Source organism: Fundidesulfovibrio agrisoli (assembly GCF_022808715.1).
Lineage (GTDB): Bacteria > Desulfobacterota > Desulfovibrionia > Desulfovibrionales > Desulfovibrionaceae > Fundidesulfovibrio > Fundidesulfovibrio agrisoli.
In genome coordinates, this window is the sequence record NZ_JAKZKX010000033.1 from 1 (window position 1) to 24,670 (window position 24,670).

Consider the following 24,670-nt stretch of genomic DNA (forward strand, 5'->3'; position numbering starts at 1 on the left):
CGGAGGACTTCCAGCGGGAAATCGCCTTCCTGGGCATCAAGGATTCGCCGTCCTACGTGCGCGAGCCCCAAGGCAACGGCATTGCGGAGCGTTTCGTGCGCATCCTCAAGGAAAATCTGCTCTGGGTTCGCCGATTCCAGACGGTCGAGGATCTCCGCCTGGGCCTCCTGGCCTTCAAGGATACCTACAACTGGCAGTGGCGCATCGGCAGGCACGGCTATCGCTCACCGGCCCAGGTGAGGGAAAGACAGAAACTGGAGGTCGCAAAGGCGGCCTGATTTTGGCGGCTAACTGTCCAAGAAACCCTGGACCGCTACAATCGTTCGAAAATTTCAGAGGCGAAATTTCGCCAGCTCGTGAAGCTCTTTGCCATTGACTTGGATGCCTCACAGATCGCCCAAGTTGCTGGGTTGAACCGGAATACCGTGAATCGCTACCTCACGGCCATCCGGCAGCGGGTGGCCGAATTTTGTGAGCAGGAATCTCCGGTTTTCGGCGAAGTGGAGGTTGACGAGAGCTACTTCGGACCTCGCAGAGTTAAGGGCCAACATGGGCGAGGGGCAGGCTGTAAAACCATAGTTTTCGGCATCTTCAAACGTCAAGGAAAGGTATATACTGAGATCGTGCCGGATTGCAGCCGCAAGACCCTTCAGGCCATAATTCGTGGGCGAGTGGGCCTCGACAGCGTGATCCACTCAGATGGCTGGCGAGGATACTGGGGGCTCGTTGATCTAGGATATCAAAAGCACTTTCGGGTGAATCACGCCGAAAACGAATTTGCAAACGGACGAAATCATATCAATGGGATAGAAAGCTTCTGGGGATATGCCAAAACCAGGTTGGCTCGATTCAGAGGCATGAAAAAGCACTTGTTTTTGTGGCACTTGAAGGAATGCGAATTTCGTTTCAATCACAGGGGGCAAGACATCTACAAAGCCCTCCTGAAAATCGTCAGGGCTAGGCCGCTGTTCTAGTCATGACCCTTATTTTCATTTCAACATCCAAATACTCCAACTCGCAAATGTATCATAAAACCTAGCATACCCCTTTCTCCCACATGAGATATAAAAAACGGCCCCGCGCGCCCTCACAGGCGCGCGGGGCCGTCTTCATTTCCAATCAGGTTCACTGCTAGCTCTTGAGCGTCTCGATCCTGCCTTTCAGCTCTTCCAGCTTGGCCACCTTGCCGCGCAGCATCTCGTCCTTCTCGCGCTCCTTGGCCACCACCTCGGCGGGGGCCTTGGCGGTGAAGTCCTCGTTGGCCAGCTTGCGGGCCACGATCTCGGCTTCCTTGGCGGTCTTGGCCAGCTCCTTGTTCAGGCGGGCCAGCTCCGCGTCGAAGTCCACGGCTCCGGCCAGGGGCACGAACACGGCGTTGCCGCCCGCGGCCGCGCTGGCCGAGGCCTTGGGCGCGGTGACGTCCGGCCCGGCGGTGAAGCTGCCCAGGCGCGCCAGCAGCGTGATCAGGCGCTCGTTATCGCGCAGCATGGCCAGGTCGGCCGGATCGGCGGTGCGCACCAGGCAATCGAGCTTCAAGGCCGGGCTGATGGACAGCTCCGAGCGGATGTTGCGCACGCTGACCACCACCTCCTGCAGCAAGCTCATCATGGCCACGGCCTGGGGCTTCACGTGCTGGGGGCGGGCGGCGGGATAGGGCACCTTGGAGATGTCCTTCTGGGCGTGGCCGGGCAGGTGGCTCCAGATCTCCTGGGTGACGAAGGGCATGATGGGGTGCAAGAGCACCAGCAGCTCGGAGAGCACGGTCCACAGGCACTGCTGGGCCTGGGCCTTGGCGGCCTCGTCCTCGCCCGACAGGTCGGACTTGGCGGCCTCCAGGTACCAGTCGCAGAACTCCAGCCACAGGAAGGAGTAGAGCCCCTGGGCCGCCTCGTTGAAGCGGTAGTCCTGGATGGCGGCGCTGGTGGCCTGCTTCATCTCCTCCAGACGGTGGAGGATCCAGGCGTGATGCAGGGGCAGCTCGCCGTCCAGGGGGACGCCGGGAAGCTCCTGGGGCAGGTTCATCAGGCTGAAGCGGGCCGCGTTCCAGAGCTTGTTGACGAAGTGGCGGTAGCCCTCGATGCGCTCCTCGGAGAGCTTGATGTCGCGCCCCATGGCCGCGAAGGCAGTGAGGGTGAAGCGCAGGGCGTCGGTGCCGAACTTGTCGATCATTATCAGGGGGTCGATGACGTTGCCCGTGGACTTGGACATCTTCTTGCCCTCGGCGTCGCGCACCAGGGCGTGGATGTACACGTGCCTGAAGGGCACCTCGTCCATGAAGTGCAGGCCCATCATCATCATGCGGGCCACCCAGAAGAAGAGGATGTCGAAGGCCGTGACCAGCACCGAGGTGGGGTAGAAGGCCTTGAGCTCCGGGGTCTTGTCCGGCCAGCCCAGGGTGGAGAAGGGCCACAGCGCGGAGGAGAACCAGGTGTCGAGCACGTCCGGGTCCTGCTGGAGGGCGCCGCCGCAGTCGCAGGCGGCGGGGTCCTGCCGGGCCACGATGAGCTTGCCGCAGGCCTGGCAGGTCCAGGCCGGGATGCGGTGGCCCCACCAGATCTGGCGGGAGATGCACCAGTCGCGGATGTTGTCGAGCCAGTGGTAGTAGGTGGTGGTCCACTGCTCGGGATAGATCTGGGTGCGCCCGGTCTCCACGGCGGCGCGGGCCACCTCGGCCAGGGGCCCGGCCTTGACGAACCACTGGGGCGAGACGTGGGGCTCCACAACGGTCTTGCAGCGGTAGCACTCGCCCACGGAGTGGTCGTGCTCCTCCACGGAGACGAGCAGGCCCTGCTCCTTCAAGTCCTCCACGACCTTCTTGCGGCAGGCCTCGCGGGAGAGACCCTGGTAGGCGGCTCCGGCGGCGGCGTTCATGTTCCCCTCGCCGTCCATGACCTGGAGGATCTCCAGGTTGTGGCGGCGGCCCAGGTCGAAGTCGTTCATGTCGTGGGCGGGGGTGACTTTGAGCGCGCCCGTGCCGAACTCGCGGTCCACGTAGGCGTCGGCGATCACCGGGATCTCGCGGCCCACCAGGGGCAGCTTGACCATCTTGCCCACGAAGGCGGCGTAGCGCTCGTCCTCGGGGTGCACGGCCACGGCCGTGTCGCCGAGCAGCGTCTCGGGGCGGGTGGTGGCCACGATGAGCTCGCCCGAGCCGTCGGCCAGCACGTAGCGCAGCTGGTAGAGCGCGCCCTTCTTGGGGCTGTGCTCCACTTCCAGGTCCGCCAGGGCGGTCTGGCAGCGGGGGCACCAGTTGATGATGTAGTCGCCCTTGTAGATCAGGCCCTCTTCGTAGAGGCGCACGAAAACCTCGCGCACCGCCTTGGAGAGGCCCTCGTCCATGGTGAAGCGCTCGCGGGTCCAGTCGACGCTGGCGCCCATGCGCCTGATCTGGTTGAGGATCTTGCCGCCGTATTCCTTGCGCCATTCCCAGACCCTCTCGATGAAGGCCTCGCGGCCCAGCTCGTGGCGGGAGGAGCCCTCCTTGGCCAGGGCGCGCTCCACCACGTTCTGGGTGGCGATGCCCGCGTGGTCGGTGCCGGGCACCCAGAGCACCTTGCGGCCCAGCTGGCGCATGTGGCGGCAGAGGATGTCCTGCACGGTGAGGTTCAGGGCGTGGCCCATGTGCAGGGTGCCGGTGACGTTGGGCGGCGGGATGACTATGGAAAACGGGTCGCCATCGGCGTCGGGATCGGCGGTTCCGGCCCCGGACTCGGCCCAAAACGAAAGCCAGCGGGCTTCGACGTCGACAGGTTCGTAGCCCTTGGCCAGTGTGGTATCAGACATGAAATCGGCTCCTTTTCGGTGGCGGCGCAATACTCTTTTTTCGCGCCGTTGTCATCTCCGCCACCCTGGAGGGCGCTTACACGCGGGGATAATGGACTTTCCGGCGTTGTGTCCGCCGGGCGGATGGGGCACAAGGGGCGCATGATTCACGTGCTCTGGGACGAGGCCCACCTGTGGGGCGTGCTGCTCATCCGGGCGCTTGAGGCCTGGGGCCTGCCCGCGCGCCTGGTGCGCGCCCACGAGCTGGCCGGGGGGCTCTTGCGGCGCGAGGCCCCCGCGCTCTTGGCCGTGCCCGGCGGGTTCGCCAGCCGCAAGGCCGCCTGCCTGGGCCCCGCAGGCCTGGAGGCCGTGCGCGACTACGTGCGCGGCGGCGGCAGCTACCTGGGCATCTGCGGCGGCGCGGGCCTGGGCCTCACGGTGCCGGGCGGGCTGGCCCTGTGCCCCTGGACGCGCGAGCCCTTCGCCCACCGGCTGCAGCACTTCGCCTCCGGCAACGTGGAGCTGCTGCCACAGGCCGGACCCTACACCCCCGCAGGGCTGAGCGAGCCCCTGGCCCCGGTCTGGTGGCCCGCCGCGTTCCGGCCCCACGGCCCGGGCGTGAGCGTGGTGGCCGCCTACGGCCGCCCCGGCCCGGGCTTCATGATGGCGGACATCCCGCTCTCCCTGGTGCCCGGCCAGGCCCTGGAGGACTGGGAGGCACTCTACGGCGTGCGCCTGGCCCCGGCCTTCTCCCCGGGCGATCCCTGCATCGTTGCCGGGGAGTTCGGCAAGGGGCGCTATGTGCTCTCCCACGCGCACCTGGAAACGCCCCAATCCCCGGCGGCCAACCTCTGGCTGGGGCACATCCTGGCGGAGCTGGCTGGCGTGCCCGCGCCGTCAACCCCGGCCCCGGCCTGGGCCATCGGCGAAGGCGTGCCCGCCTGGGACGACCCCCTGCTGGACCGGGCCATGGAGCTGATGCTGGGCGTGGTGGAGTTGGGCATCGCCCATGGGCTGTTGGCTTGGCGCGAGCCCTGGCTGCTTGGCTGGCGGCAGGGCCTGCCCGGAGCGCAGCTCTCGGGCATCCTGGCCATGCTGGATCATGCCCGCAGGCTCGCCCCCTCGGAGGCCTCGCGCAAGCACCTGGACCGCAAGCGGGAGGATCTGGCCCGCCACGTGGAGCTCTTGGGCAAGGGGCTCTCGGGATACCTGCTGGCCGAGCGCCTGGCGCTGAGCCTCATGCGGGTGGACCCTGAGGCAGTGCCCGAGCGCGGCCTCAAGGAAGCCCGTTTCACCCTGTTCGGCCCCCCGCCCGGAGCAGGCGGAACCGCTGGCGGATTGTGCGGCCGGGTGCTCTCCGTATTGGAGGACTGCATCTGCCTCACTCAGGGTTGACACAAGGGCGAACACGGCCCGCAGCTTGACTTCCGGGGGGGTCTGGCCTACTCGCACAGCCTGGAGCACACAATGAGACACACCTTCGCCTTCCTCACGGTTCTGATGCTCTGCGCCAGCCTGGCAACCGCCCAGGTCACCGTCACGCTGCCTTCGCAGAACCAGGTCACGGTCAACACCCTGCCCCCCATCGGCACGTGTTTCATCTGCGACTGCAACTCGACGAACCTGGAGTGCACGACCGCGTGCCAGTCCATCACCGAGTTCACACGCCGCCAGCAGTGCGATGCCACCTGCGGCCAGAACCTGGCCACCTGCCTGCAGAACGCCCAGACGCTGCAGCGCGCAGTGGATGACCAGCGCGCCGCCGCGCTCTCGACCTCGACGAAGACGCAATAAGGCGGACGAACGGATGCTTTTCAATGAGGCGGCCACCGGACAGGTGGCCGCCTTTTTTCTTTCCGCTGTAAGCTGTGTGCTGTGGATACAATTCCAGACAACCCTAACAACGCAGAAGAGATGTTATGAAACTCATCATCCCTCAGCCCCGCCTATACTACTCCAACGGCGATGAAGACTTTCTCTTCCACTGGCTGAAATGGATCGCGGAAGGGAAGGATGCTATCTTGTGCGATGGCGGAGTGGAAATTACCCTGAATGACCCCGTCGACGACGCCAGCCTCAGGGAGTTGATCGGACTGATGGCCCGGTACTCGCTGGACATGAAGTGCCTGAAGCCTCTACGCACCGCACAAAATGAGCACTGGTTCGCAGACCCTATGGCATACTGGCACAAATCAGTGTTCGGCAGTTAAAGCAGCGACTCTGCATTCATAAAAACAACGTTCGTTAATGAACGGCCTTCTGGCGAATGCCAAGCAAAGCTGATACCGTCCTTCGAAATCATGATGAGGCACTACACGAGCACTCAAACCATGTAACCAACCAGTGGCATCCCAAAAAGCGGCTTTTCAAAGAATGAACATCACAAGCACTCCAAACATACTCCTCATACTCCTCGCAATATGTTTTGTATTGGAACAAATCAGCTGCCTCTTTCCAGGAACATTCGCCTACAAATTCGGAATCACCGTTCATTCAAGCATCATTGCGCCCATCTCTCCCGACAGTTGGAGAATTCTCGAATGCTACCATGAGAAATTGAAGATCTCCATGCGCGGGGACATCATCTATATCAGGCGTCGCTACCCACCACTCACATGGGGTTGGACTCCATTTGTTGCCGTTGTGGCAACGGACTCTCAAGGCGACACCCTCAGAATCAAAGCCTGCCCTGTTTCCGCAGTGATCTGGCTGTCCATGGCCGTATTTTCACTGTTAAATGGCCTAGTGAACTCCAGCACCGTGGCGGGCATTGCAATTGGGATTCTGGGCAGTCTTTTGGTGATTGGCGGCGGGTATACCCTTTACACATGGTTCTCCCAGCCGGTCTTCCGGCTGTTCGATGTACTCGGCAAGCGATCTCCGCAGTAATCGTCCTCACTGAACCAGCGGTTCGGCATCCGGCAAGTTCGAACACGGGGCCTCACATGCTCGGAAGGCCGGGAGGACGTGCAGCGGGGCGAATGTCCTCTGCCCACCGGCACCATGTCTGTTTGAAAATCAGCCCAAAATGAAAAGGGGCGCCCGCAACGGACGCCCCTGACACTCATATCCCCGCCGCGCCTAGAAATAGCGCATGCTGGTCTTCTTGAACTCTTTCCTGCTCTTGAGCACGTCGTACTCCTCCAGCCCGCTGAGCCGGGCCAGCTCGGCCACGGTCTGCGCGCACTCCTCCGGGGTCTTGGCGTGCACCATCGTGTACAGGTTGTACGGCCAGTCCATGCAGTTCACCCGGTGGTAGCAGTGCGAAATCTCCGGCCGGGCGGCCATGAAGGCCCCCATGCGGGCCATGTCCTCGTCGTCCACATACCAGGCCACCATGGCGTTGGAGCCGTACCCGGCCTTCTGGTGGCGCAGGGTGGCCCCGAAGCGCCTGATCTCGCCGCGCTGCTTCATGCCGCGCACCAGCTCCAGCACTTCCTCCTGGCTCGCGCCCGCCTGCCTCGCCACCTCGGCGAAGGGTTCGGGCACATCGGGCAGGTCGCCCTGCACCAGCGCCAGGATGCGCCGCTGCGTTTCCGTGAACTGCTTGGCTCCGCTCATTTCATCTCCTTTCGACCCTACGGATAACGGCTTTATCTCTAGCGGCAACCTGTGCTACTGGCAATCCCGGCGGGGCGGCCTGGGCAACCCTGCGTCAAGCTTCCCGCCAATACTTCAGGAGCCTCCCATGAAGATCGCCATCATCGGTGCCGGCAGCTGGGGCACCACCCTGGCCGACCTGCTGGCCAACAAAGGTATCGAGACCACCCTCTGGGTGCGCGAGATGGAGCTGCTGGCCTCCATCAAGGGCACGGGCGAGAACACCTGGTACATGCCCGGCGTGAAGCTCTCCCCCAGCCTGCAGGTCACCATGGATCTGCCCAAGCTCTGCGCCGAGCACACCCTGTTCCTCATGGCCGTGCCCAGCCAGTTCCTGCGCGCCGTGCTCGGCGAGATGCGCGAGCTGCTGCCCAAGAACCCGGCCATCATCTGCGCCAGCAAGGGCATCGAGCTCGACACCGGCAAGACCATGTCCGAAGTCTGCGAGGAGGCCCTGGTGGGCAAGAAGCACCGCTTCGCCGTGCTCTCCGGCCCCAGCTTCGCCTATGAGGTCATCCGGCGCATGCCCACCGCCATCAGCCTGGGCTGCAAGGACAAGGATCTGGCCAAGCAGGCCCAGGAGATCTTCGCCACCGACTACTTCCGCGTCTACACCAACCCCGACGTGCGCGGGGTGGAGCTGGGCGGCGCGGTGAAGAACATCATCGCCATCGCCGCGGGCGTGGCCGACGAGTTGGGCTTCGGCTCCAACGCGCGCGCCGCGCTCATCACCCGCGGCCTGGCCGAGATGACCCGCCTGGGCGTGAAGATGGGCGCCGACCCCAAGACGTTCATGGGCCTCTCCGGCCTGGGCGACCTGGTGCTGACCTGCACGGGCGACCTCTCCCGCAACAGGCAGGTGGGCAAGCGCCTGGCCCAGGGCCAGAAGCTCATGGACATCCTGGGCGAGATGAAGATGGTTGCCGAAGGCGTGAAGACCACCCAGGCCGTGCACGCCCTGGCCAGGAAGTTCAAGGTGGAGCTGCCCATCACGGAGCAGGTCAACGCCATCCTCTACGAGGACAAGAACCCAGCCCAGGCCGTGCGCGACCTGATGACCCGCACCCTGCGCGGCGAGTAGGATGTAAGAGCGGGGCGCCGCCCCGCACCCCGCCAGGGGGATGATCCCCCTGGACCCCGCAATAAAAAACCGGGAAGGCTCCGCCTTCCCGGTTTTCTTGTTTCGCCCCATGGCAAAACTGTCGCCTGTAAACGCGAAGCGGTTGGGGGTGCAGGGGCATCATGCCCCTGCCGGAGGGGTTTGGAGAGGCAGCGCCTCCCCAAGAAATCTCGCCGCCCCTGCTCAGCCCGCCGAAGACACCGTGCCTGCTTGCCGTAATTCAGGCGCGGTGAACCGCGCCGGGTCCGGCCCTGGCCGCTGCGCCGTCGAAGCGGCGATGTTCTTCAAATACAGCGGCGTTTCGGCGGCGCAGCGGCCAGGGCCGGACCCGGCAACAGACGCCTCAGCCCGCCGAACCCACCCAGGCCGCCCATACCTGCCTGCTGCGCGGGCCGTCGAACTCGCAGAAATACACCCCCTGCCAGGTGCCCAGCATGATGCGCCCGCCCGAGACGATGAGCGTGAGCCCGCAGCCCATGCAGCTCGACTTCAGGTGCGCGTCCGAGTTGCCCTCGGCGTGGCGGTAGTCGCCGCGCTCGGGAACCAGGCGGGCGAGCGTGGCGAGCATGTCGCGAACCACGTCCGGGTCGGCGTTCTCGTTGACGGTCAGCCCGGCGGTGGTGTGCGGGCAGTGCACCTGCAACAGGCCGTCGCGCCAGTTGTTTGCGCGCACCATCTCCTGGAGCTGGGCGGTGATGTCGAGCATCTGCTCGCGGCGGGAAGTGGAAAGGCTGATGGAGTGGCGCATGGAGGTTCCTCCTTGGGATGGCCCGCGGCGGCGCCAGGCCCGGGCCGCAACCAATTGATCCGGCCTGGAAACCCGCGGGCAAGGCGCGAGATACGCCCACGGCCGGCGCATGCCGGGCATGCGCGGGTGGTCTGCCGCTTCGGAGCGACGCGGCCGCGGGGAGTGTCGCTATTGGCCGCTAGCGGCCCGAGGCGCACTTCCGGGCCAGGTCCGCCAGGATCTCCCTGGCCATGAACTCGGTCTGGGGCTTGGGGAACTGCCCGCTGGCCCCAACGGATTCGCCCTTGTGCTGCGTCTCCTCCGTGATGAGGGAGGAGAACAGGTACACCGGAATCCTGGTCAGTGCCGGGTCGTCCTTGATGGAGCGGCACAGGGTGTAGCCGTCCATCACCGGCATCTCCACGTCGGAGACCACCACGGTCACCAGTTCCGTCAGGGGGACGCCCTGCTCCGCCGCCTGGGCGGCCTTTTCCCGCAGGATGTCCAGCGCGGCCTTGCCGCTGTCGGCCGACTCCACGGTGAAGGCCTGGTCCTGCTCCAGGGCGCGCTTGACCATGCGGCGCACCAGGGCCTGGTCGTCCACGTGCAGCACGCTGACGCAGCGGTCCGAGGTGACTCCCGTGGCGATGCCGAAGAAATCCTTGCCGGACTGCGGGTTGAGCTCGATGACGATCTTCTCCATGTCCAGGATGAAGACGATGTGCCCCTCCAGGTTCACGATGCCCGTGAAGGCGTCGCGGGAGTACTCGTTGATGTGCTTGTCGGGCTGCTCCACGTCCTTCCAGCTCACGCGGTAGATGCGCGTGATGCCGGAGACAAGAAAGGCCGTCATGACCTGGTTGAACTCGGTGATGATGAGCTTCTGGGTGTCGCAGGGGGCCTGCTCCTGCTCCAGGTAGCGGGCCAGCTCCACCACGGGGATGACCTTGTCGCGGTCCTTGAAGTGGAAGGCCCCCCACACGGAGGGGTGCGCGGCTGTGGGCGGGCGCATGACCTGGTCGGGGATGCGGGTGATCTTGAGCACCTTGGCCACGTTGATGCCGTAATACTCGCGCCGCACGGAGTCTCCGTTCTGGCGGTCGATGTAGAAGCTCATGATCTCGACTTCGTTTGTGCCCACTTCCGTGAGCGCCAGTTGCTGGCCGCTGCTCATACGCATCCTCGGTGGGGACGAAAAAACAGGGTTCGTCTGTGTCCGGGCCGCCCGGACAGGCGCGGGTTACGACTCCCGGAACGCGGCGCGCGGCCCCGTCCCACGTGCGGAGCCCGGCGAGTTGCCGGGCCGCGCAACCACACTACCGCAGCGGCGGCACGGAAGAAAGGCCGTATTCCAGGCGGTCTCAGGCCACGCCGGTCCGGCAGCCGTGGGTGAAGGACGGGTCGTAGAGCTTGGAGCGCGTCCCGGCTCCGGCCCCGGGCAGCACCAGGAAGAGGGTCTGGCGGGTCAGGCCGCGCTTACGCACCAGCTCCGGGAAGTCCCGCACGGTGGAGAGGTGCAGCTCCTGCTCGGGCCAGCCCACGCGGTGGGCCACGGCCACCGCGGTATCCGGGGCGTGGCCTCCGGCCAGCAGCTCCTCGCGCACGGCCTCGGGCTCGGCCGAGGCCAGGTACACGGCCAGGGCGCTGTGGTGGCTGGCAAGCCCGCGCAGGGCCTCGGCCTCGGGCACGGGGGTGCGCCCGGCCAGGCGCGTGAGGATGAGCGTCTGTGTGACCTCGGGGGCGGTGGCCGGAATCCTGAACGCGGCCGAGGCGGCGGAAGCGGCGGTGACGCCCGGAACAACCTCGTATTCCACGCCCTCGGCCTCGAGCAGCCGTGCCTGCTCGGCCACGGTTCCGTAGAGGGCCGGGTCCCCGGCCTGGAGGCGCACCGCGCGCCCGCCCGAGCGCACGGCCTCCATGATGGCGGCGTGGGTTTCTTCGAGTGTCATGCCGGCGCTGTCCAGGATGCGCGCGCCCGGCCTGGCCATCTCCACCACGGCATTGGGCGTGAGCGAGCCCGGGTAGATGAGCGTGTCGGCCTGGGCGATGAGCCGGGCGGCCTTGAGCGTGAGCAGCTCCGGGTCGCCCGGGCCAGCGCCCACGAAATGCACGCGCGCGCTCACGCTTTGCTCCCTTCGGGGGGGGACTTCTCGGCCATCTTGCCGAAGGTCCAGGTCAGGGCCACGGCGTAGAGCGCGGAGCCCACGCCCAGCAACGTGTTGTAATAGGGCGGCGCGGCCAGGGCCAGGCGGATGCCCAGTGTGGCCAGGGCGTAGCCCGAGTTGCGGAACACGGCCATGTAGCCCGGGATGAACCGCTGGGAGAGCAGCACCAGCAGGATGTCCGCGAAGACGAGCACGGTGTAGAAAGTGTCGAAGAAGTCGAAGGTGTGGTGCTGGGTCAGCCCCTGCCAGAGCGCTTTGCCGCCGAGCACCGTGAAGATGCCAAGCAGCACCAGGGCCACCATCTTCTTGGAGGCGATGAAGGCGTAGCGCCCGTAGCCGGAACGGGCCAGCTTCAGCTTGGGCTGCGGCAGCGCGCCGTAGACGCCCAGCAGCCCGAAGATGATCAGCGCCCCGACGCCGTCGGAGATGATGTGCGTAAGCGGCGTCCAGTCCATGGTCAGGTGCAGGGGCTCGGGCAGGTTGATGAGCTCCTTGAAGGAATTGCGCAGAAGGATCAGGGAGAGGATCTCGAACTGCTTGCCCATGGCCTTGGAAAAGGAGCACGGCAGGATGAAGATCAGGCCCAGCACCTCCAGGATGAGCACCAGGGTGAAGGCCACGTTCACCGCGGCGAAGTGGTGCTCCGGCACGAAACCCGCCAGGGAGGGCGGCAGCAGGCCCAGGCGCTTGAGCTCGATGCCCGCCAGCGAGGCCAGGAAGATGATCACCAGCGCGCCCGAAATGGAGCGCTCCGTGCGGTGGTCGTTCCAGAACTGGGAGATGGGCTCGAATATCTCGGTGGTTAATTCATAGGGGGATCTCATGGCAGCCTTCCCGTGGCGGCCTTGCGCCACGGCCTGTCGGATGTGCGGCGGACCTGCCGCCACTTCAGGAATGATTCCTAGGGCAAACGCGCCGGTTTGTCAGCCCCGGCGATGAACACCGGGTTCCTGGCCGCAAGGCGCAGGTCCCCTGCCAGGGGTTCGGCCTCGTCCGCGCGCACCTGCATGACCTCGATGGCCCAGCCCAGGCGCTTGAACACCTCCAGGGCCGCCCCCAGGGAGGAGAGCAGCACCGTGTTGAGCACCAGCCGCCCGCCCGGGGCCAGGCGCTCGCAGCAGGCCTCCAGGGCCTGCGTCCCGCCTGAGAGGGACCCGCCCATGAAGATGCGCGCGGGCTCGGGCAGGGCCGCCAGGGCCTCGGGGGCCGCGCCCTCGGCAACGTCCACCTGCCAGGCCCCGCAACGGGCCGCGTTGCGCCGGATCATGGCGCAGCGGACCGGGGAGCGCTCCACCGCGTACACGCGCCCGCCCCGCAGGAACGCGCAGGCCTCGATGCCCACCGCGCCGCTGCCCGCGCCCACGTCCCAGAGGAGGCTTTCGGGCTCCAGGCGCAGGGCCGCGATGGAGCAGGCCCGGGCCGGGCCCTTGGTCATGAGCCCGCCCTCGGTTTCGTAAAAGGCGTCGGGCCTGCCGAGCTGGGGCCTGGGAGCGCCGGAGGGCAGCTCCAGGAGCAGCAGGTTCAGCGGGGAGAAGCGCAGGGCCGCCGCGCCGGGCAGGTCCAGGGTGTGGATCTTCTCACCGGGCAGGCCCATGTCCTCCAGGACGGATGCTCGGGTCCGCGGGGGCAGGCCCCTTGCCAGGAGCATGGCGCAGAGCGCGTCCGGGGAGTTGGCCGCGTCCGTGTACACGGCCGCCCGGCCGGAAAAGGCCAGCGCGCACAGCAGCGGGCCGGGGTCCTCCCGGCCGTGCAGCGAGACGGCGGGCAGCTCCTGCCAGGGCAGGCCCAGGCGGGCGGCCGCGGCCTGCACCGCCGTGACCCCGGGGGTGAAGCGCAGGGCCTCACGCCCGAAGCGCTCCAGCAGGCGCGCCCCGATGCCGAAATACAGGGGGTCGCCGTCGGCCAGCACGGCCACGCGCAAGCCCTGAGCCCGAGCTTCGGCCACGCGCTCCAGGGCCTGCTCCAGCGGGCCGGCGAAGGGGATGGCCGCCTTGCCCAGGCGCTCGAATGCCGCCAGTTGGCGTTTGCCCCCGGCCAGCACGTCGCAGCGCGAAGCCGCCTCCAGCGTGCGGGGGCACGGCTCGCCGCCTATGCCCAGGCCCAGGACCTCCACGGCCGGGAGGCCGCCTTCGGATTGCGTCGCCACGATTCCCTCCGGGCGCGGCTTTACTTGGGCCGCGCCCCTGGCTTAGTGAACACCCACACGCGGCCCGCGCCGCCATACGAAACAAAAGGAAAAGCCATGATCAAGCACATCGTCATGTGGACCCTGAAGGACGAGGCCGGCGGCAAGCCCAAGGCCGAGAACCTGGCCACCATGAAATCCCTGCTGGAGGCCCTGCCCGGCAAGGTGCCCGGCGTCATCGACCTGGAGGTGGCCACCGCCTCGCTGTTCGAGTCCGTGCCGCCCACGGACATCGTCCTCTACACCACCTTCCCCGACAAGCAGACCCTCAAGGCCTACGCCGTGCACCCCGAGCACATGAAGGTGGTGGAGTTCATCAAGTCCGTGGTGGCCGAGCGCCGCGTGATCGACTACGAAATCTAGCCTTTCCGCTGGCGACGCGCCAGCCCGCGCCCGTGCCCGTGCCCGCGCCCGTGATGGCCCCTACCGGCCCTCGCGGGCGCGCTGTTTTTCCGCCCCGGCCACTGCCAGCACCCCCGACTCGAACCCGAAACAGCATATGGAAATTTCCAGGCCCGGCCCGCCGAAGCCCCGGGCCGCTTCCAGCGCGGCCTGGGCGGTCCTCGCCGCGAACGCTTGGCGCAGCGGCCCGTCAGGGACCAGCTCCAGGGCGTGGCGGGCCGTATTGGCGCCGCCCACGGCGGCGCAAACCTCCGCCGGGCAGCCAGCCTCGCCCGCCAGGCGGGAGAGCAAGGCGAAGTCCGTGGGCTCGGCGTGGGCGTGGGTGTACTCCAGCCCCTGGGCCATCTTGGCCAGCTTGCCGAAATAGCAGCCCCAGGCCACGGCCGTGAAGCCCGTGGCGGCGGCCTGGCGCAGGGCGTGGGCGAAGAAGTCCGCCGCCTGCACGAAGGCGCGCTCGGGCAGCTCCGGCCGGCGGGCCATGAGCAGGCGTTCACTGCGCCTGCCCGTGGAGAAGGCCGCCACGCGCAGTCCGGCGGCCCGGGCCACGGAGAGGCCCGAATCGATGGTGGCCCGCCAGGCCGCGTGGCTGAAGGGCTTCACCACGCCCCCCGTGCCCAGGATGGAGATACCGCCCACGATGCCCAGCCTGGGGTTGAGGGTGTGGCGGGCGATGGCCTCGCCGTCCTCCACCTCGATGAGCAGAGAGGCTCCGCCCGAATACCCGGCCTGGTCCAGAGATTCTTGCGCGGCCAGGAGGATCTGCGCCCGGGGCGCGGGGTTGATGGCCGCCTGGCCCGGGGGCACGGGCAGCCCGGGCAGGGTGACGCGGCCCACGCCGTTCCCGCCGTCCAGTTCGATCCCAGGCTCCGGGCGCAATGTGGCCACGCAGGCGATCGTTGCCCCGTGGGTGGCGTCGGGGTCGTCCCCACCGTCCTTGACCACCCAGGCCCGGGCCGCGTCCCCCTCCAGCGCCGCGCCCGCCACGGGCACGGCCAGGCGTCCTTGCGGCACCCTTGGTGGTTGCGCTGCCAGCGGCTGGATCTCCGGCTGCTGATTTGCCGGTGGCTGCTCTTTCGGCGGATTGCCCCTCGGCGGCCGGGCTTCCTGCGGCGAAGTACCCGATGGCGATGTTCCCGGCGGCTGGGCTCCCGGCGGCAGGGGGATGTCCGCCACGTTTGGCGCGCTCCCCGTGAGCAGCAGGTTCAAGGCCGCCTTCGCCGCGGCGGCAGCAGCGGAGCCCGTGGTGAAGCCCTGGCGCAGGGGGCGCTCGCCGCGCTGCCTGGAACTCATGCCCGGGCCATGCGTTTGGCGGCGAGCATGGCCGCCACGAAGGCCGGGGCCAGCTCCGGGTTGGAGGCGAAATGCAGGTGCACGTAGCTGCCCAGGGTGTTGCCGGAGAGAAAGCCCTCGGGCCCGTCGATGGCCCCCTTGCGCCCGCTCAGGGTGTAGGTCCCTGGCCCCGGGGCCTGCCCCGCCAGGCGCGAAAAGTGGAACTCGTGGCCCCTGGCCCTGGTTCCGGCCGGGCCGAGCGGCGTGTCCCGCTGGAACACTGCCTCCCGGTAGCCCAGGGCCGCGAAGCGCTCCCCCATGGCGGCCCGGCAGGCGAAGACCCCGCACATGGGCCAGGAGCGGCCCTCCCCGTTCTCAACGGCCTCCACGGCCTCCATGAGGAGCATGAACCCGCCGCACTCGGCGTACACGGGCCTGCCCGAGGCGCAGAAATCCCGAATTGAGGCCAGCATGGACCCGTTGCCCGAGAGCTTGGCCGCGTGCAGCTCGGGGTAGCCGCCCGGCAGGTAGAGCCCGTCCAGGCCGGGAGGCAGTACGGCGTCCTCCAGCGGCGAGAAGGGCACGATCTCGGCCCCGGCCATTTCCAACAGGCGCAGGTTCTCCTCGTAGCAGAAGCAGAAGGCCCGGTCCCGGGCCAGGCCCAGGCGCACGCGCCCGGAGGGGGCCTGCTGCGCGGGAGCAGGCTCGGGAACGGCATCCGACGCTCGGCCCGGTCTGCCCACTTGCGGCGTGGGGGATTCGCGGACGGCCCCGGACGCGGGTGTCTCGAACACGCGCGAAGGCAGCCGCTCCAGCAGGGCCGCCGGGTCCAGGGTCTCCACCCAGTCCGCCAGCCGCGCCAGCCAGTCCGGCGGCTTGGAGCCGGTTCGGCCCTGAGCACGGCCCGCGTCCAGTCCCAAATCCCCGGCGGTCACCAGGCCCAGGTGGCGCGAGGGCAGCGCGATGTCCGGGGCCTTGGGCAGGCAGCCCAGCAGGGGCACGCCCGCGCGCTCCATGGCCTCGGCCAGAATCTCGCGGTGGCCGGGGCCGCCCACGCGGTTGAAGACCACCCCGGCAAGCCCGAGCTCCGGGTCGAAGCGGGCGAAGCCCTGGGCCAGGGCCGCCGCGCTGCGGGCCATGCCCGAGGCGTCCGCCACCAAAAGCGCGGGGATGCCCAGCAGCTTGGCCATGTGCGCCGCGCTGCCCAGTTCGCTCGTACCCGAGAGCCCGTCGAAGAGGCCCATGGCCCCCTCCACCAGGGCAACGTCCCCCCCTGCGGCGTACCGGGCGAAGATCTCCCGGTTGGCCCGGGGGGTGAGCATCCAGGAATCCAGGTTGTGGCTGGTTCGCCCGCAGGCCAGGGCGTGCAGGCCGGGGTCGATGAAGTCCGGCCCGGTCTTGAAGGCGCGCGCGTCCAGGCCCGCGCGGCGCATCCAGGCCAGCAGCCCGAGCGTCACGGAGGTTTTGCCGCACCCCGAGTGGGTGCCGGACACGAGCAGGGTTTTCGTCATGGCCCGTCGATGATAGGGGAACTGTCAGACATGGACAAGCACACCGAAAAGCTGCTGCGCACCATCCCCGGCATCGGCCCGGCCATGGCCCGCGACCTGTACAGCCTGGGCGTCCGCGCCCCGGAGGACCTTGCCGGGCGCGACCCGCAGCAGCTCTACGACCAGCTCAGGGAGATGTCCGGCGGCAAGCTGGACCGCTGCGTGCTCTACGTGTTCCGCGAGGCGGTCTACTACGCCTCCACGCCGCCCGAAGGGCGCGATCCCGAAAAACTCAAGTGGTGGAACTGGAAGGGCTAGTCCCCCTACCCCTTCAAATCCCGGAAGTTCCTGCGCACCTGCTCCAGCCGCTCCCGGTAGCCCTTGGCGTCGCCATACTCGAAGAAGAATCTGTAGCGGCTGTGCACGGCCTTCACGGGCCGGGCGTGGCGCACCGGGCACCAGAACTGCTCCGTCCTGGCGGCCACTTCGGCCACGTAGGCGATCACCCCGTTGAAATAGCTGCAGTAGGCGCAGTTCACCTTCTCGATCCAGTTCAGATACCGCAGGGCCTGGCGGTCCATGACCACGTAGTCGCCCCGCTTCACGCGCGGGATGCCGTACACCGGGAAGCAGGCCAGCTGGTACAGGCTCACCACCACGTCCATGATCGCGCAGGGGATCAGGGCCGACCAGATCACCGGGATGGTCAGGATCATCATCACGCCCGAGTCGTACACGTAGTCCGACCACTTGGCGGCCAGCTCCCGGTGGTAGGCCTCCACATCCCTGGCGAAGCGGACCTTCTTGTTCCTGATGGTGTAGAGGAACTCGTTCTCGGTCTTGCGCAGCTCCCCCACGAGTTCCTTTTCCAGCTCCTCGATGTTCTGAAGTATCTCGTCCACCCTGCTCATGGTGCCCTCGCTGTGTTGCCGGTTGCGGGGATGCCTCCCCCTTGACGCCACGATTAGCACTGCGCGGCTGAAACCGCAGCGATTTCCTGCGGGTACGCGCAAAAAGGCCGGGAGCCCGGACAACTCGTCCGGGCTCCCGGCTCCCAATCGCGCCTCCAACCCGGAACCGCGCAAAAAACCGGGCCGGCGGCGCGTTCACGGGCTCTTACGCGGTGAGCTTGGCCGCTATCTGGGCCACGTGCCTGCCCTGCCAGACCGCGCCCTCCAGGTCGTTCTCGGAGGGTATGCGCGAACCGTCGGCCCCGGCGATGGTGGTGGCCCCGTAGGGGCTGCCGCCCTTGACCGCCTCCACGCCCGTCTGGCCCTGGTAGGCGTAGGGCAGGCCCACGATGACCATGCCCTGGTGCAGGAGCGTCACGTGGAAGCTCAAAATGGTGGACTCCTGCCCGCCGTGCTGCGTGGCCGAGCTTGCGAACACCGAACCCGCTTTGCCCACCAGCGCGCCCTGGACCCACAGCCCGCCCGTCGAATCCAGGAACTGGCGCATCTGCCCGCACATGTTGCCGAAGCGGGTGGGGGTGCCGAAGATGACCGCATCGGCCGCGCCCAGCTCCTCCACGGTGCAGACGGGCACGTTGGACATGAGCTTCTGGGCCTGGCCGGCTCCCATCTTCTCCAGCACTTCGGGGGGCAGGGTCTCGGGCACCCGGCGCAGCACCGGGGTAGCCCCGGGCACCTGGGCCACGCCCTGGGCCACGGCCTGGGCCATGGCGTGGATATGCCCATACATGGAATAGTAGACGATGAGCACGTTCATGCGAACCTCCGTTCGTCGGTCTGAGCCCCCATGCTACCTCATTTCGCGTAAAAGCAAAGGCCCGAATGTTGACTGGCGCGATGCCCCGGCGTAGAGCGCGTGTACGCATCGCCGAATCCCGCCCGGGCGGGAGCGGGGGAACCACCCAACGGGGCGCATCGCCGCGTGTGTCGCGTCCATGAAAACCATGTCCATGTTTTTCATGGAACAATAATAATTATAAATTATTATCCTCAAAAATCATACTCACTGTCTTTTGAGGGCGTCACGCAAGGCGTAGGGCAACCTTTCGGCCCGAGCCCGTCAGCTAACCTCGCAGGCGTCGAAGGGGCTTCCGTGCATTGCGGGGCCTCCCCCCGCAACCTCAACCGGAGTCACGCGCATGCGTTCCTGCTCCTTGCCGGCAGAGGACGGCCCCCACCACGGGGCCGCCTGCACGCCGGCACAGAAAGCCTCGCTGGCCTTGGCCGCCCTCGGCATCGTCTACGGCGACATCGGCACAAGCCCCCTCTACACCATCCAGGAGTGCTTCCACGGCCTCCACGCCATGCCCGTGACCCAACAGAACGTCCTGGGCGTGCTCTCCATGGTCTTCTGGTCCCTGATGATCGTGGTCAGCCTCAAGTACGTGGTCTTCATCCTGCGCGCCGACAACAAGGGCGAGGGCGGCATCTTCGCCCTGCTGGCCATGTTGCGCGGCGGCCCGGCGAGCAAGGGCAAACACTGGCCCCTGATGCTGCTCATGGCCGCCTTCGGCGCGGCCCTGCTCTACGGCGACGGCGTCATCACCCCGGCCATCTCCGTGCTCTCGGCCGTGGAGGGCCTGAACGTGGCCACCAAGGCCGCCGCCAATTTCGTGGTGCCCATCACCTGCGGCATCCTCGTCACCCTGTTCATGTTCCAGAAGCACGGCACCGCGGCCATCGGCAACGTGTTCGGCCCGGTCATGGTGGTCTGGTTCCTGGTGATCGGCGGGCTGGGCCTGCACTCCATACTCATGGCCCCCGGCATCCTCTACGCCCTCAACCCGGCCCACGCCGTGGAGTTCTTCGCCGCCAACGGCTTCCACGGCACCCTGGCCCTTGGCTCCGTGGTGCTGTGCATCACCGGCGGCGAGGCCCTCTACGCCGACATGGGCCACTTCGGCCGCACGCCCATCCGGCTCTCCTGGTACATAATCGTCCTGCCGGGGCTGCTGCTGAACTACTTCGGCCAGGGGGCGCTCCTGCTGCGCAGCCCGGAGGCGGCCTTCAACCCGTTCTACTCCCTGGTGCCCGAGGCCGTGCTCTACCCCATGGTGGCCCTGTCCACGGCCGCGACGATCATCGCCTCCCAGGCCATGATCTCGGGCGTGTACTCCCTGACGCAACAGGCCATCCACCTGGGCTTCACCCCGCGCATGCTCATCGTGCACACCTCGCACAAGGCCATCGGCCAGATCTACATGCCGAGCGTCAACTGGGCGCTCATGCTGGCCTGCCTGACCCTGGTGCTCACCTTCGGGGAGTCCAGCCGCCTGGCCGGGGCCTACGGCATCGCCGTGACCGCCACCATGGCCATCACCTCGGTGCTCTACTTCGAGGTGACCCGCGTGAACTGGGGCTGGTCCCTGTGGAAGAGCCTGCCCCTGCTGGTGCTCTTCCTGGCCTTCGACTGCTCCTTCCTGGGCGCGAACCTGCTCAAGGTGGTGGACGGCGGCTGGATCACCCTCTCCATCGCCGTGGCCCTGCTGACCCTGATGGTCACCTGGCGCGACGGGCGCGCCCTGCTGGCCCGCCACTACAGCAACATGCGCATGCCCCTGGACATCTTCCTCAAGGACATGGCCGACTACAAGCCGCTGCGCACCTCGGGCACGGCGGTGTTCATGTCCATCTCGCCCGAGGGCGTGCCTCACACCCTGCTGCACCACTTCAAGCACAACGAGGCCCTGCACGAGCGCGTGGTGCTGCTCTCCATCACCTACGCCGAGGTGCCCCAGGTGCCGCCCGCGGAACGCCTGGACATCGCGGACCTGGGCCAGGGATTCCACCGCATCGTGGCGCGCTACGGCTTCATGGAGTCGCCCCAGGTGCCCGAAATCCTGGAGCTGGCCACCGAAAAGGGCCTGCCCATGGACGTCTACTCCACCTCGTTCTTCCTGGGGCGCGAGACGCTGCTGACCACCGGGGACTCCCGCATGGCCAACTGGCGCAAGGTGCTGTTCGCCTTCATGTCGCGCAACTCCTGGAACGCCACGTCGTTCTTCAACATTCCGCCGGGGCGCGTGGTGGAGCTGGGCAACCAGGTGGAGTTGTAACGGGACGAAGATCAGGGAGGCGCTGCCTCCCCGAACCCCTCCGGCAGGGGGATGATCCCCCTGCACCCCCAATCATGGTCTGGCGATCTGCCGTTACGTCAGGCCGGGAGCGCACACTTCAAAAACAAAACGCCGGGAAGACCCGGCGTTTTGTTTTTTGGAGATGAGAAGGGATCAGGGGATCAGTCTTTGCCGCCCCGGCGCGCAAGCTCCAGCTCGGCCCGGGCGATCTCGTCCCAGCCGAAGCGGCAGGCCACGCATCCGGCCTGCTCCACCAGTTCGGCGCGCCGTGCCGGGTCCTCCAGGATGCGCAGCACCTGGGCCGCGAAGCCTTGCACGTCGCCCTGGGGCAGGCGGACCATGCCGCCGGGGAAAATCTCGTCGTAGATGGCCAGGTCGTAGGCCACCACGGGCAGCCCGCTGGCCATGGCCTCCACGGCCACCTGCCCGAAGCTCTCGTAGTGGCTGGGCATGCAGAAGCACCCGGCGTTCTTGAGCAGCCGCACCTTCTCCGCGCCCTGTTTGAAGCCCAGCAGGTCCACGTTGCGCGCAAGCCCCGCCGCCTCGATCTCGTCCTTCAGGCGCTTGAACCAGGCGTCGCTGCCACCGCCGATGACGCCCAGGCGGGCCTCCGGGCGCTTGTCGCACACCGCGCGCCAGATCTTCACCAGGTCCAGGAGGCCCTTCTGAGGGTGCAGGCGGCCCAGGAACACGCCGTCGTACTTCGGCGTTTCCGGCAGAACCTCCACCTCTCCGAAGGCGTCCACGTCCACGCCCATGGTCACCACGGTGACGGCCCTGGGGTCCACCCGGCGGGCCAGCAGCGTGTCACGGTCCAGGCTGTTGAGCACCAGGAGCCTCGCCCCGAACAGCCGGGCCAGCCCGACGGCCAGCATCTGGGTGGACCAGTACAGAAGCCCCCGGATGGTGGGCACGCGCCAGCGCGGACGGAACACGTTCTCGTAGCCCTTGAACGGGTTGGGCGCGATGAGGAACACGCACACCGTGAGCGCGGCCCTGGGGTTGCGGATCTTGGCCAGCAGGGCGGGAATCAGGTCCACCAGGAAGTCGGAGGGCGCGTACACGGCGTCCACGGGCTCCGGGTAGGGCATGAACAGGCAGCGGAAGAGCCGCCAGAGGTAGGTTTTGAGCACGTTGCCCAGGCTGTCGGCCTCGCTCTCGAAGGGCTCGGGGAACACCTGGTACTCCATGCCCCGCACGTCCTGGGATTCGAAGACGCCGATCTGGCGCTTGGGCAGCATCACGGAGAGGCGCTCGCCCCAGGCCAGCCAGCGGCGGGCGATCTCCGAGAAGCGGACCTCGCTGCCGTCGCGGTTTTTCGTGTTCACGCGGCCCATGGCCGGGATGAAGATGCGCATATAAGTCTCGTGCCTCCGGCGGGCAGAGAGGGCGCCGCCCTCCCCCGCACTCTTTGGGGACTCTCCCGCCAGGGAACTTCGTTCCCTGGACCCGTTATTGCTTCGCGGGCTTCGCCGCGCCTCTTTTGAACCCAGGCAGGGCCACCACGGCCAGCCCCGCCAGAATCAGGGCCATGCCCGCCATGCGGCGGGGACCGAAGGTCTCGCCCATGGCCAGCCTGGCGCAGACCGCCCCGAACACCGGGATGAGCAGCGAGAACGGGGCCACCGTGCCCGCCGGATAGGTGTTGAGGAGCTTCCCCCACCCCCCGTAACCGATGATGGTGGCGAACACGGTCAGGTAGAGCACCGCGCCCACCCCGTAAACATTCAGGTGCGTCAGGGCCTGCACGATGCGCTCCTGCCCCTCGAAGGCCCAGGAGAGCCCCAGCAGCGGCAGCGGCGGGATCAGGCTGAGCCAGGCGATGAGCCCGAGCATGTCCACCTTTTTGGCCCCGCGCATGAGGATGTTGCCCATGCTCCAGAACATGGCCGCGCCCAGGATGAGCAGGAAGCCCGCCAGGGTCACGCCGCCGGACCCGGCGGTCAGGCCGATGAGGCCGAGCCCGGCCAGGGCCACCAGCGACCCGGCCACTTGGCGCAGGCCCGGCTTCTCGCCCAGCACAAGGGCCGCCACCGCGATGGTGATGAAGGCCTGGAACTGGAGCACCACCGAGGCCAGGCCCGGAGGCATGCCCACGGCCATGCCCAGGAACAGCAGGCTGAACTGTGCCACGAACCAGGCCAGCCCAAGCGACACCAGCCGCTTCCAGGACATGTCCGGGCGGGGCAGGAAGGGCGCGAGCATGGCCACGGGCACGAAGCGCAAGGCGGCCAAGAGCAGCGGGGGGAAGGAGTCCAGCCCCACGCGGATGACCACGAAGTTGCCGCCCCAGAGCGCCACGACCACCAGGGCCAGAAGAATATCCTTGGGTTTCACGGCTCTCTCTTCGCTTTCAGGAAGATGCCTCCGGCGGGCAAAGAGGGCGCTGCCCTCTCTGCACTCTCCCGCCAAAGGAACTTCGTTCCTTTGGAATCCTGTACTGCTTCGCGCCGACCACCGGCTTTACGGACAATCAGCCGGTTCTCATGAAAAATTTACCTATCGCCGCTTGCGGCGATGGCGGTCCGCCGGGGCGAGCGCCGCTTTGGGCGCGGTCCCGGCGGTTCCTCCCCTCCCGCGCTCCCCGGCACTGACCTCACGAATCCCGCGAAGCTGATGCCGGGTCCAGGGGGAGGCCCTCCCCCTGGCGGGTGCAGGGCAGCGCCCTGCCGGGGGTCCGGGGGCTGGCCCCCGGCTCTTCCTACTTCTTCTTCCTCGCCAGCTCGTAAATACCTTCCAGCTTCTGCGCCACGGCGTCCCAGTTCAGGGTCTCCTCGATGAGCCTGCGGGCGTTCTCCCTAATGGCGTCCCGCCTGGTCTCGTCCGTGAGGGCCTCCACGATCTTCACCCCGAAAGCTTGCGAATCGCTGACCGGGGCCACGTAGCCGCAGTCGTGCTCGGTGAGGAAGCGTTCGATCTCGCCCACGGCGTTGGAGACGATGGGCACGCCCGAGGCCAGGTAGTCCCCGAAGCGGATGGGGAAGCGGGCCTTCTCGATGGGGTCGTCGTCCATGGGCAGCAGCAGGGCGTCGGCGGCGGCCAGGTGGGCGGGCACCTCTGCGGGCGGCTTTTCGCCCAGCCTGAGGATGCGCCCGTCCGCGCGCTCCAGATACGGGGCGAGGCGGCGCTCGAAATCCGCCGGGATGTGCATCTTGCCCAGGAAGGCCAGGCGCAGCTCGGGCACGTCGCGCCGGGCGCGCTCGTAGGCGTCCAGCAGCTGGAAGAGCGACTCGGTGTAGGTGTGCCCCATGGAAAGGACCATGGGGGCGTCCCCGGGCATCATGGCGTCCAGCCCGGTGGCGGCGCGGGCCTGCATCTTGTCCAGCGGGCTTTTGCCCATGGTGGGGCAGTTGGGAATGTAGTGGATGCGCCCGTCCGGCACTCCGGCGGTCCGGAAGGAGTCCATGAGCATGGCGCTGGCGGCGGTGCACTGGCGGGCCATGCGGGGCATGGTGTCGTTGCACCAGCCCACGAAGCGCTGGTAGAGCCCGGGGTGCTGGTTGGCGAAGCCGCCCTTCCAGAGATCGTCGTGGTCGAGCACGATGGGCAGGCCCGGGCGGAGATAGTGTGCGGCCAGGGTGGGCACTGCCATGGGGTGCAGGGGGAAGGCGAAGGTGTGCAGCACGTCGCACTTCAGGGCCAGGGCGTAGGCCGTGTTGTAGAGCATGCGCAGGCTGTGCAGGGTGTGGAAGCCCTTCAGCCGGTACTTGGGCAGCAGCACCGTGGTCAGCCCGCCCTCCACGCGCCTGGTGGTGGAGAGGGTGTCCTCCCGGTTGGCGCAGAGCAGCGTGACCTTGTGCCCGCGCCGCACCAGGCCGCGCGCCAGGTGCACGCAGCGGAAGTAGGTGCCGTAGTTCTCCACATTGTGGTTCAGAAAGAGGATGTGCATCGGGGGGTCTCGT

At 67.4% G+C, this 24,670-nt stretch carries 24 protein-coding genes and 1 riboswitch; of the genes, 10 read left to right on the forward strand and 14 right to left on the reverse strand.

The window, feature by feature from the left end; translation table 11 throughout:
• Both MLE27_RS16675 and MLE27_RS16680 read left to right on the forward strand, forming a co-directional pair.
• On the forward strand, window positions 1-278 hold a 278-nt coding region (locus MLE27_RS16675; RefSeq protein ID WP_243313573.1), incomplete at its 5' end, for an integrase core domain-containing protein.
• 27 nt (window positions 279-305) lie between these two features.
• Window positions 306-974 (forward strand): IS1595 family transposase, encoded by a 669-nt coding sequence (locus MLE27_RS16680; protein ID WP_243313634.1) that lies wholly within the window; start codon window positions 306-308, stop codon window positions 972-974.
• A 157-nt stretch (window positions 975-1,131) separates the two neighbouring features.
• Here the strand turns inward: MLE27_RS16680 and MLE27_RS16685 are convergent, their stop codons facing one another.
• Window positions 1,132-3,783: a valine--tRNA ligase gene (locus tag MLE27_RS16685; protein ID WP_243313575.1), complete on the reverse strand. Its 2,652-nt coding sequence runs from the start codon at window positions 3,781-3,783 to the stop codon at window positions 1,132-1,134.
• A gap of 141 nt (window positions 3,784-3,924) precedes the next feature.
• On the opposite strand from MLE27_RS16685, the gene MLE27_RS16690 reads away from it, so the two are divergent.
• From MLE27_RS16690 to MLE27_RS16705, 4 genes are all read left to right on the forward strand, one after another.
• Window positions 3,925-5,157 (forward strand): biotin--protein ligase, encoded by a 1,233-nt coding sequence (locus tag MLE27_RS16690; RefSeq protein ID WP_243313577.1) that lies wholly within the window; start codon window positions 3,925-3,927, stop codon window positions 5,155-5,157.
• A gap of 72 nt (window positions 5,158-5,229) precedes the next feature.
• Window positions 5,230-5,556, forward strand: a complete 327-nt coding sequence (locus MLE27_RS16695) for a hypothetical protein (protein WP_243313578.1) — start codon at window positions 5,230-5,232, stop codon at window positions 5,554-5,556.
• Window positions 5,557-5,681: 125 nt separating this feature from the next.
• Window positions 5,682-5,972: a hypothetical protein gene (locus MLE27_RS16700; protein ID WP_243313580.1), complete on the forward strand. Its 291-nt coding sequence runs from the start codon at window positions 5,682-5,684 to the stop codon at window positions 5,970-5,972.
• Between the two features lie 163 nt (window positions 5,973-6,135).
• Entirely contained in the window at window positions 6,136-6,651 is a 516-nt protein-coding gene (locus MLE27_RS16705; RefSeq protein WP_243313581.1) for a hypothetical protein, read from the forward strand.
• Window positions 6,652-6,843: 192 nt separating this feature from the next.
• Here the strand turns inward: MLE27_RS16705 and ahbB are convergent, their stop codons facing one another.
• Entirely contained in the window at window positions 6,844-7,323 is a 480-nt protein-coding gene (ahbB, locus tag MLE27_RS16710; protein ID WP_243313583.1) for a siroheme decarboxylase subunit beta, read from the reverse strand.
• 127 nt (window positions 7,324-7,450) lie between these two features.
• On the opposite strand from ahbB, the gene MLE27_RS16715 reads away from it, so the two are divergent.
• On the forward strand, window positions 7,451-8,443 hold the full coding sequence (locus MLE27_RS16715) for an NAD(P)H-dependent glycerol-3-phosphate dehydrogenase (RefSeq protein ID WP_243313584.1): 993 nt from the start codon (window positions 7,451-7,453) through the stop codon (window positions 8,441-8,443).
• A 382-nt stretch (window positions 8,444-8,825) separates the two neighbouring features.
• Here the strand turns inward: MLE27_RS16715 and MLE27_RS16720 are convergent, their stop codons facing one another.
• The 5 genes from MLE27_RS16720 to cbiE all read right to left on the reverse strand — a co-directional run bounded on the left by MLE27_RS16720 (window position 8,826) and on the right by cbiE (window position 13,520).
• Entirely contained in the window at window positions 8,826-9,230 is a 405-nt protein-coding gene (locus MLE27_RS16720) for a secondary thiamine-phosphate synthase enzyme YjbQ (protein WP_243313586.1), read from the reverse strand.
• Between the two features lie 178 nt (window positions 9,231-9,408).
• Window positions 9,409-10,383 carry a chemotaxis protein gene (locus MLE27_RS16725; RefSeq protein ID WP_243313588.1) on the reverse strand — a complete coding sequence of 325 codons (975 nt, stop codon included), beginning with the start codon at window positions 10,381-10,383 and terminating at the stop codon, window positions 9,409-9,411.
• A gap of 187 nt (window positions 10,384-10,570) precedes the next feature.
• Entirely contained in the window at window positions 10,571-11,332 is a 762-nt protein-coding gene (gene cobM / locus MLE27_RS16730) for a precorrin-4 C(11)-methyltransferase (RefSeq protein WP_243313590.1), read from the reverse strand.
• Window positions 11,329-12,198, reverse strand: a complete 870-nt coding sequence (locus MLE27_RS16735) for a hypothetical protein (protein ID WP_243313592.1) — start codon at window positions 12,196-12,198, stop codon at window positions 11,329-11,331. Before MLE27_RS16735 ends, cobM begins: the two co-directional genes overlap by 4 nt.
• Window positions 12,199-12,275: 77 nt before the next feature.
• Window positions 12,276-13,520 carry a precorrin-6y C5,15-methyltransferase (decarboxylating) subunit CbiE gene (cbiE, locus tag MLE27_RS16740; RefSeq protein ID WP_243313594.1) on the reverse strand — a complete coding sequence of 415 codons (1,245 nt, stop codon included), beginning with the start codon at window positions 13,518-13,520 and terminating at the stop codon, window positions 12,276-12,278.
• 96 nt (window positions 13,521-13,616) lie between these two features.
• On the opposite strand from cbiE, the gene MLE27_RS16745 reads away from it, so the two are divergent.
• Window positions 13,617-13,922, forward strand: coding sequence for a Dabb family protein (locus MLE27_RS16745; RefSeq protein WP_243313597.1), 306 nt, complete (start codon window positions 13,617-13,619; stop codon window positions 13,920-13,922).
• Window positions 13,923-13,982: 60 nt separating this feature from the next.
• Here the strand turns inward: MLE27_RS16745 and cbiD are convergent, their stop codons facing one another.
• Window positions 13,983-15,251, reverse strand: a complete 1,269-nt coding sequence (gene cbiD / locus MLE27_RS16750; protein WP_243313601.1) for a cobalt-precorrin-5B (C(1))-methyltransferase CbiD — start codon at window positions 15,249-15,251, stop codon at window positions 13,983-13,985.
• The gene (locus MLE27_RS16755; protein ID WP_243313603.1) at window positions 15,248-16,741 is read right to left on the reverse strand and encodes a cobyrinic acid a,c-diamide synthase CobB; all 1,494 of its coding nucleotides are present in this window, start codon (window positions 16,739-16,741) and stop codon (window positions 15,248-15,250) included. Before MLE27_RS16755 ends, cbiD begins: the two co-directional genes overlap by 4 nt.
• Before the next feature lie 30 nt (window positions 16,742-16,771).
• On the opposite strand from MLE27_RS16755, the gene MLE27_RS16760 reads away from it, so the two are divergent.
• Window positions 16,772-17,038: a helix-hairpin-helix domain-containing protein gene (locus MLE27_RS16760; protein WP_243313604.1), complete on the forward strand. Its 267-nt coding sequence runs from the start codon at window positions 16,772-16,774 to the stop codon at window positions 17,036-17,038.
• Window positions 17,039-17,043: 5 nt separating this feature from the next.
• On the opposite strand, the gene MLE27_RS16765 is transcribed toward MLE27_RS16760, so the two are convergent.
• A complete protein-coding gene (locus tag MLE27_RS16765) occupies window positions 17,044-17,631 on the reverse strand; it encodes a hypothetical protein (protein WP_243313606.1) in 588 nt (195 codons plus the stop codon).
• A gap of 205 nt (window positions 17,632-17,836) precedes the next feature.
• Window positions 17,837-18,448, reverse strand: a complete 612-nt coding sequence (gene wrbA, locus MLE27_RS16770) for an NAD(P)H:quinone oxidoreductase (RefSeq protein WP_243313608.1) — start codon at window positions 18,446-18,448, stop codon at window positions 17,837-17,839.
• Window positions 18,449-18,547: 99 nt separating this feature from the next.
• Window positions 18,548-18,785, forward strand: a riboswitch (cyclic di-AMP (ydaO/yuaA leader).
• Window positions 18,786-18,830: 45 nt separating this feature from the next.
• On the opposite strand from wrbA, the gene MLE27_RS16775 reads away from it, so the two are divergent.
• Complete coding sequence (locus MLE27_RS16775) at window positions 18,831-20,747, forward strand: potassium transporter Kup (RefSeq protein ID WP_243313610.1); 1,917 nt, start codon at window positions 18,831-18,833, stop codon at window positions 20,745-20,747.
• 182 nt (window positions 20,748-20,929) lie between these two features.
• On the opposite strand, the gene MLE27_RS16780 is transcribed toward MLE27_RS16775, so the two are convergent.
• The 3 genes from MLE27_RS16780 to MLE27_RS16790 all read right to left on the reverse strand — a co-directional run bounded on the left by MLE27_RS16780 (window position 20,930) and on the right by MLE27_RS16790 (window position 24,657).
• Complete coding sequence (locus MLE27_RS16780) at window positions 20,930-22,126, reverse strand: glycosyltransferase family 4 protein (RefSeq protein WP_243313612.1); 1,197 nt, start codon at window positions 22,124-22,126, stop codon at window positions 20,930-20,932.
• A 94-nt stretch (window positions 22,127-22,220) separates the two neighbouring features.
• A complete protein-coding gene (locus MLE27_RS16785; protein WP_243313614.1) occupies window positions 22,221-23,105 on the reverse strand; it encodes an EamA family transporter in 885 nt (294 codons plus the stop codon).
• Between the two features lie 364 nt (window positions 23,106-23,469).
• Window positions 23,470-24,657, reverse strand: coding sequence for a glycosyltransferase family 4 protein (locus MLE27_RS16790; RefSeq protein ID WP_243313617.1), 1,188 nt, complete (start codon window positions 24,655-24,657; stop codon window positions 23,470-23,472).
• Between the last annotated feature and the right edge of the window lie 13 nt (window positions 24,658-24,670).

Coding starts and splice junctions, on each gene's coding strand:
- MLE27_RS16685 (WP_243313575.1), bottom strand. CDS start 3,783: ATGTCTGATACCACACTGGCCAAGGGCTACGAACCTGTCGACGTCGAA.
- MLE27_RS16690 (WP_243313577.1), top strand. CDS start 3,925: ATGATTCACGTGCTCTGGGACGAGGCCCACCTGTGGGGCGTGCTGCTC.
- MLE27_RS16695 (WP_243313578.1), top strand. CDS start 5,230: ATGAGACACACCTTCGCCTTCCTCACGGTTCTGATGCTCTGCGCCAGC.
- MLE27_RS16700 (WP_243313580.1), top strand. CDS start 5,682: ATGAAACTCATCATCCCTCAGCCCCGCCTATACTACTCCAACGGCGAT.
- MLE27_RS16705 (WP_243313581.1), top strand. CDS start 6,136: ATGAACATCACAAGCACTCCAAACATACTCCTCATACTCCTCGCAATA.
- ahbB (WP_243313583.1), bottom strand. CDS start 7,323: ATGAGCGGAGCCAAGCAGTTCACGGAAACGCAGCGGCGCATCCTGGCG.
- MLE27_RS16715 (WP_243313584.1), top strand. CDS start 7,451: ATGAAGATCGCCATCATCGGTGCCGGCAGCTGGGGCACCACCCTGGCC.
- MLE27_RS16720 (WP_243313586.1), bottom strand. CDS start 9,230: ATGCGCCACTCCATCAGCCTTTCCACTTCCCGCCGCGAGCAGATGCTC.
- MLE27_RS16725 (WP_243313588.1), bottom strand. CDS start 10,383: ATGAGCAGCGGCCAGCAACTGGCGCTCACGGAAGTGGGCACAAACGAA.
- MLE27_RS16735 (WP_243313592.1), bottom strand. CDS start 12,198: ATGAGATCCCCCTATGAATTAACCACCGAGATATTCGAGCCCATCTCC.
- MLE27_RS16745 (WP_243313597.1), top strand. CDS start 13,617: ATGATCAAGCACATCGTCATGTGGACCCTGAAGGACGAGGCCGGCGGC.
- cbiD (WP_243313601.1), bottom strand. CDS start 15,251: ATGAGTTCCAGGCAGCGCGGCGAGCGCCCCCTGCGCCAGGGCTTCACC.
- MLE27_RS16755 (WP_243313603.1), bottom strand. CDS start 16,741: ATGACGAAAACCCTGCTCGTGTCCGGCACCCACTCGGGGTGCGGCAAA.
- MLE27_RS16760 (WP_243313604.1), top strand. CDS start 16,772: ATGGACAAGCACACCGAAAAGCTGCTGCGCACCATCCCCGGCATCGGC.
- MLE27_RS16765 (WP_243313606.1), bottom strand. CDS start 17,631: ATGAGCAGGGTGGACGAGATACTTCAGAACATCGAGGAGCTGGAAAAG.
- wrbA (WP_243313608.1), bottom strand. CDS start 18,448: ATGAACGTGCTCATCGTCTACTATTCCATGTATGGGCATATCCACGCC.
- MLE27_RS16775 (WP_243313610.1), top strand. CDS start 18,831: ATGCGTTCCTGCTCCTTGCCGGCAGAGGACGGCCCCCACCACGGGGCC.
- MLE27_RS16780 (WP_243313612.1), bottom strand. CDS start 22,126: ATGCGCATCTTCATCCCGGCCATGGGCCGCGTGAACACGAAAAACCGC.
- MLE27_RS16790 (WP_243313617.1), bottom strand. CDS start 24,657: ATGCACATCCTCTTTCTGAACCACAATGTGGAGAACTACGGCACCTAC.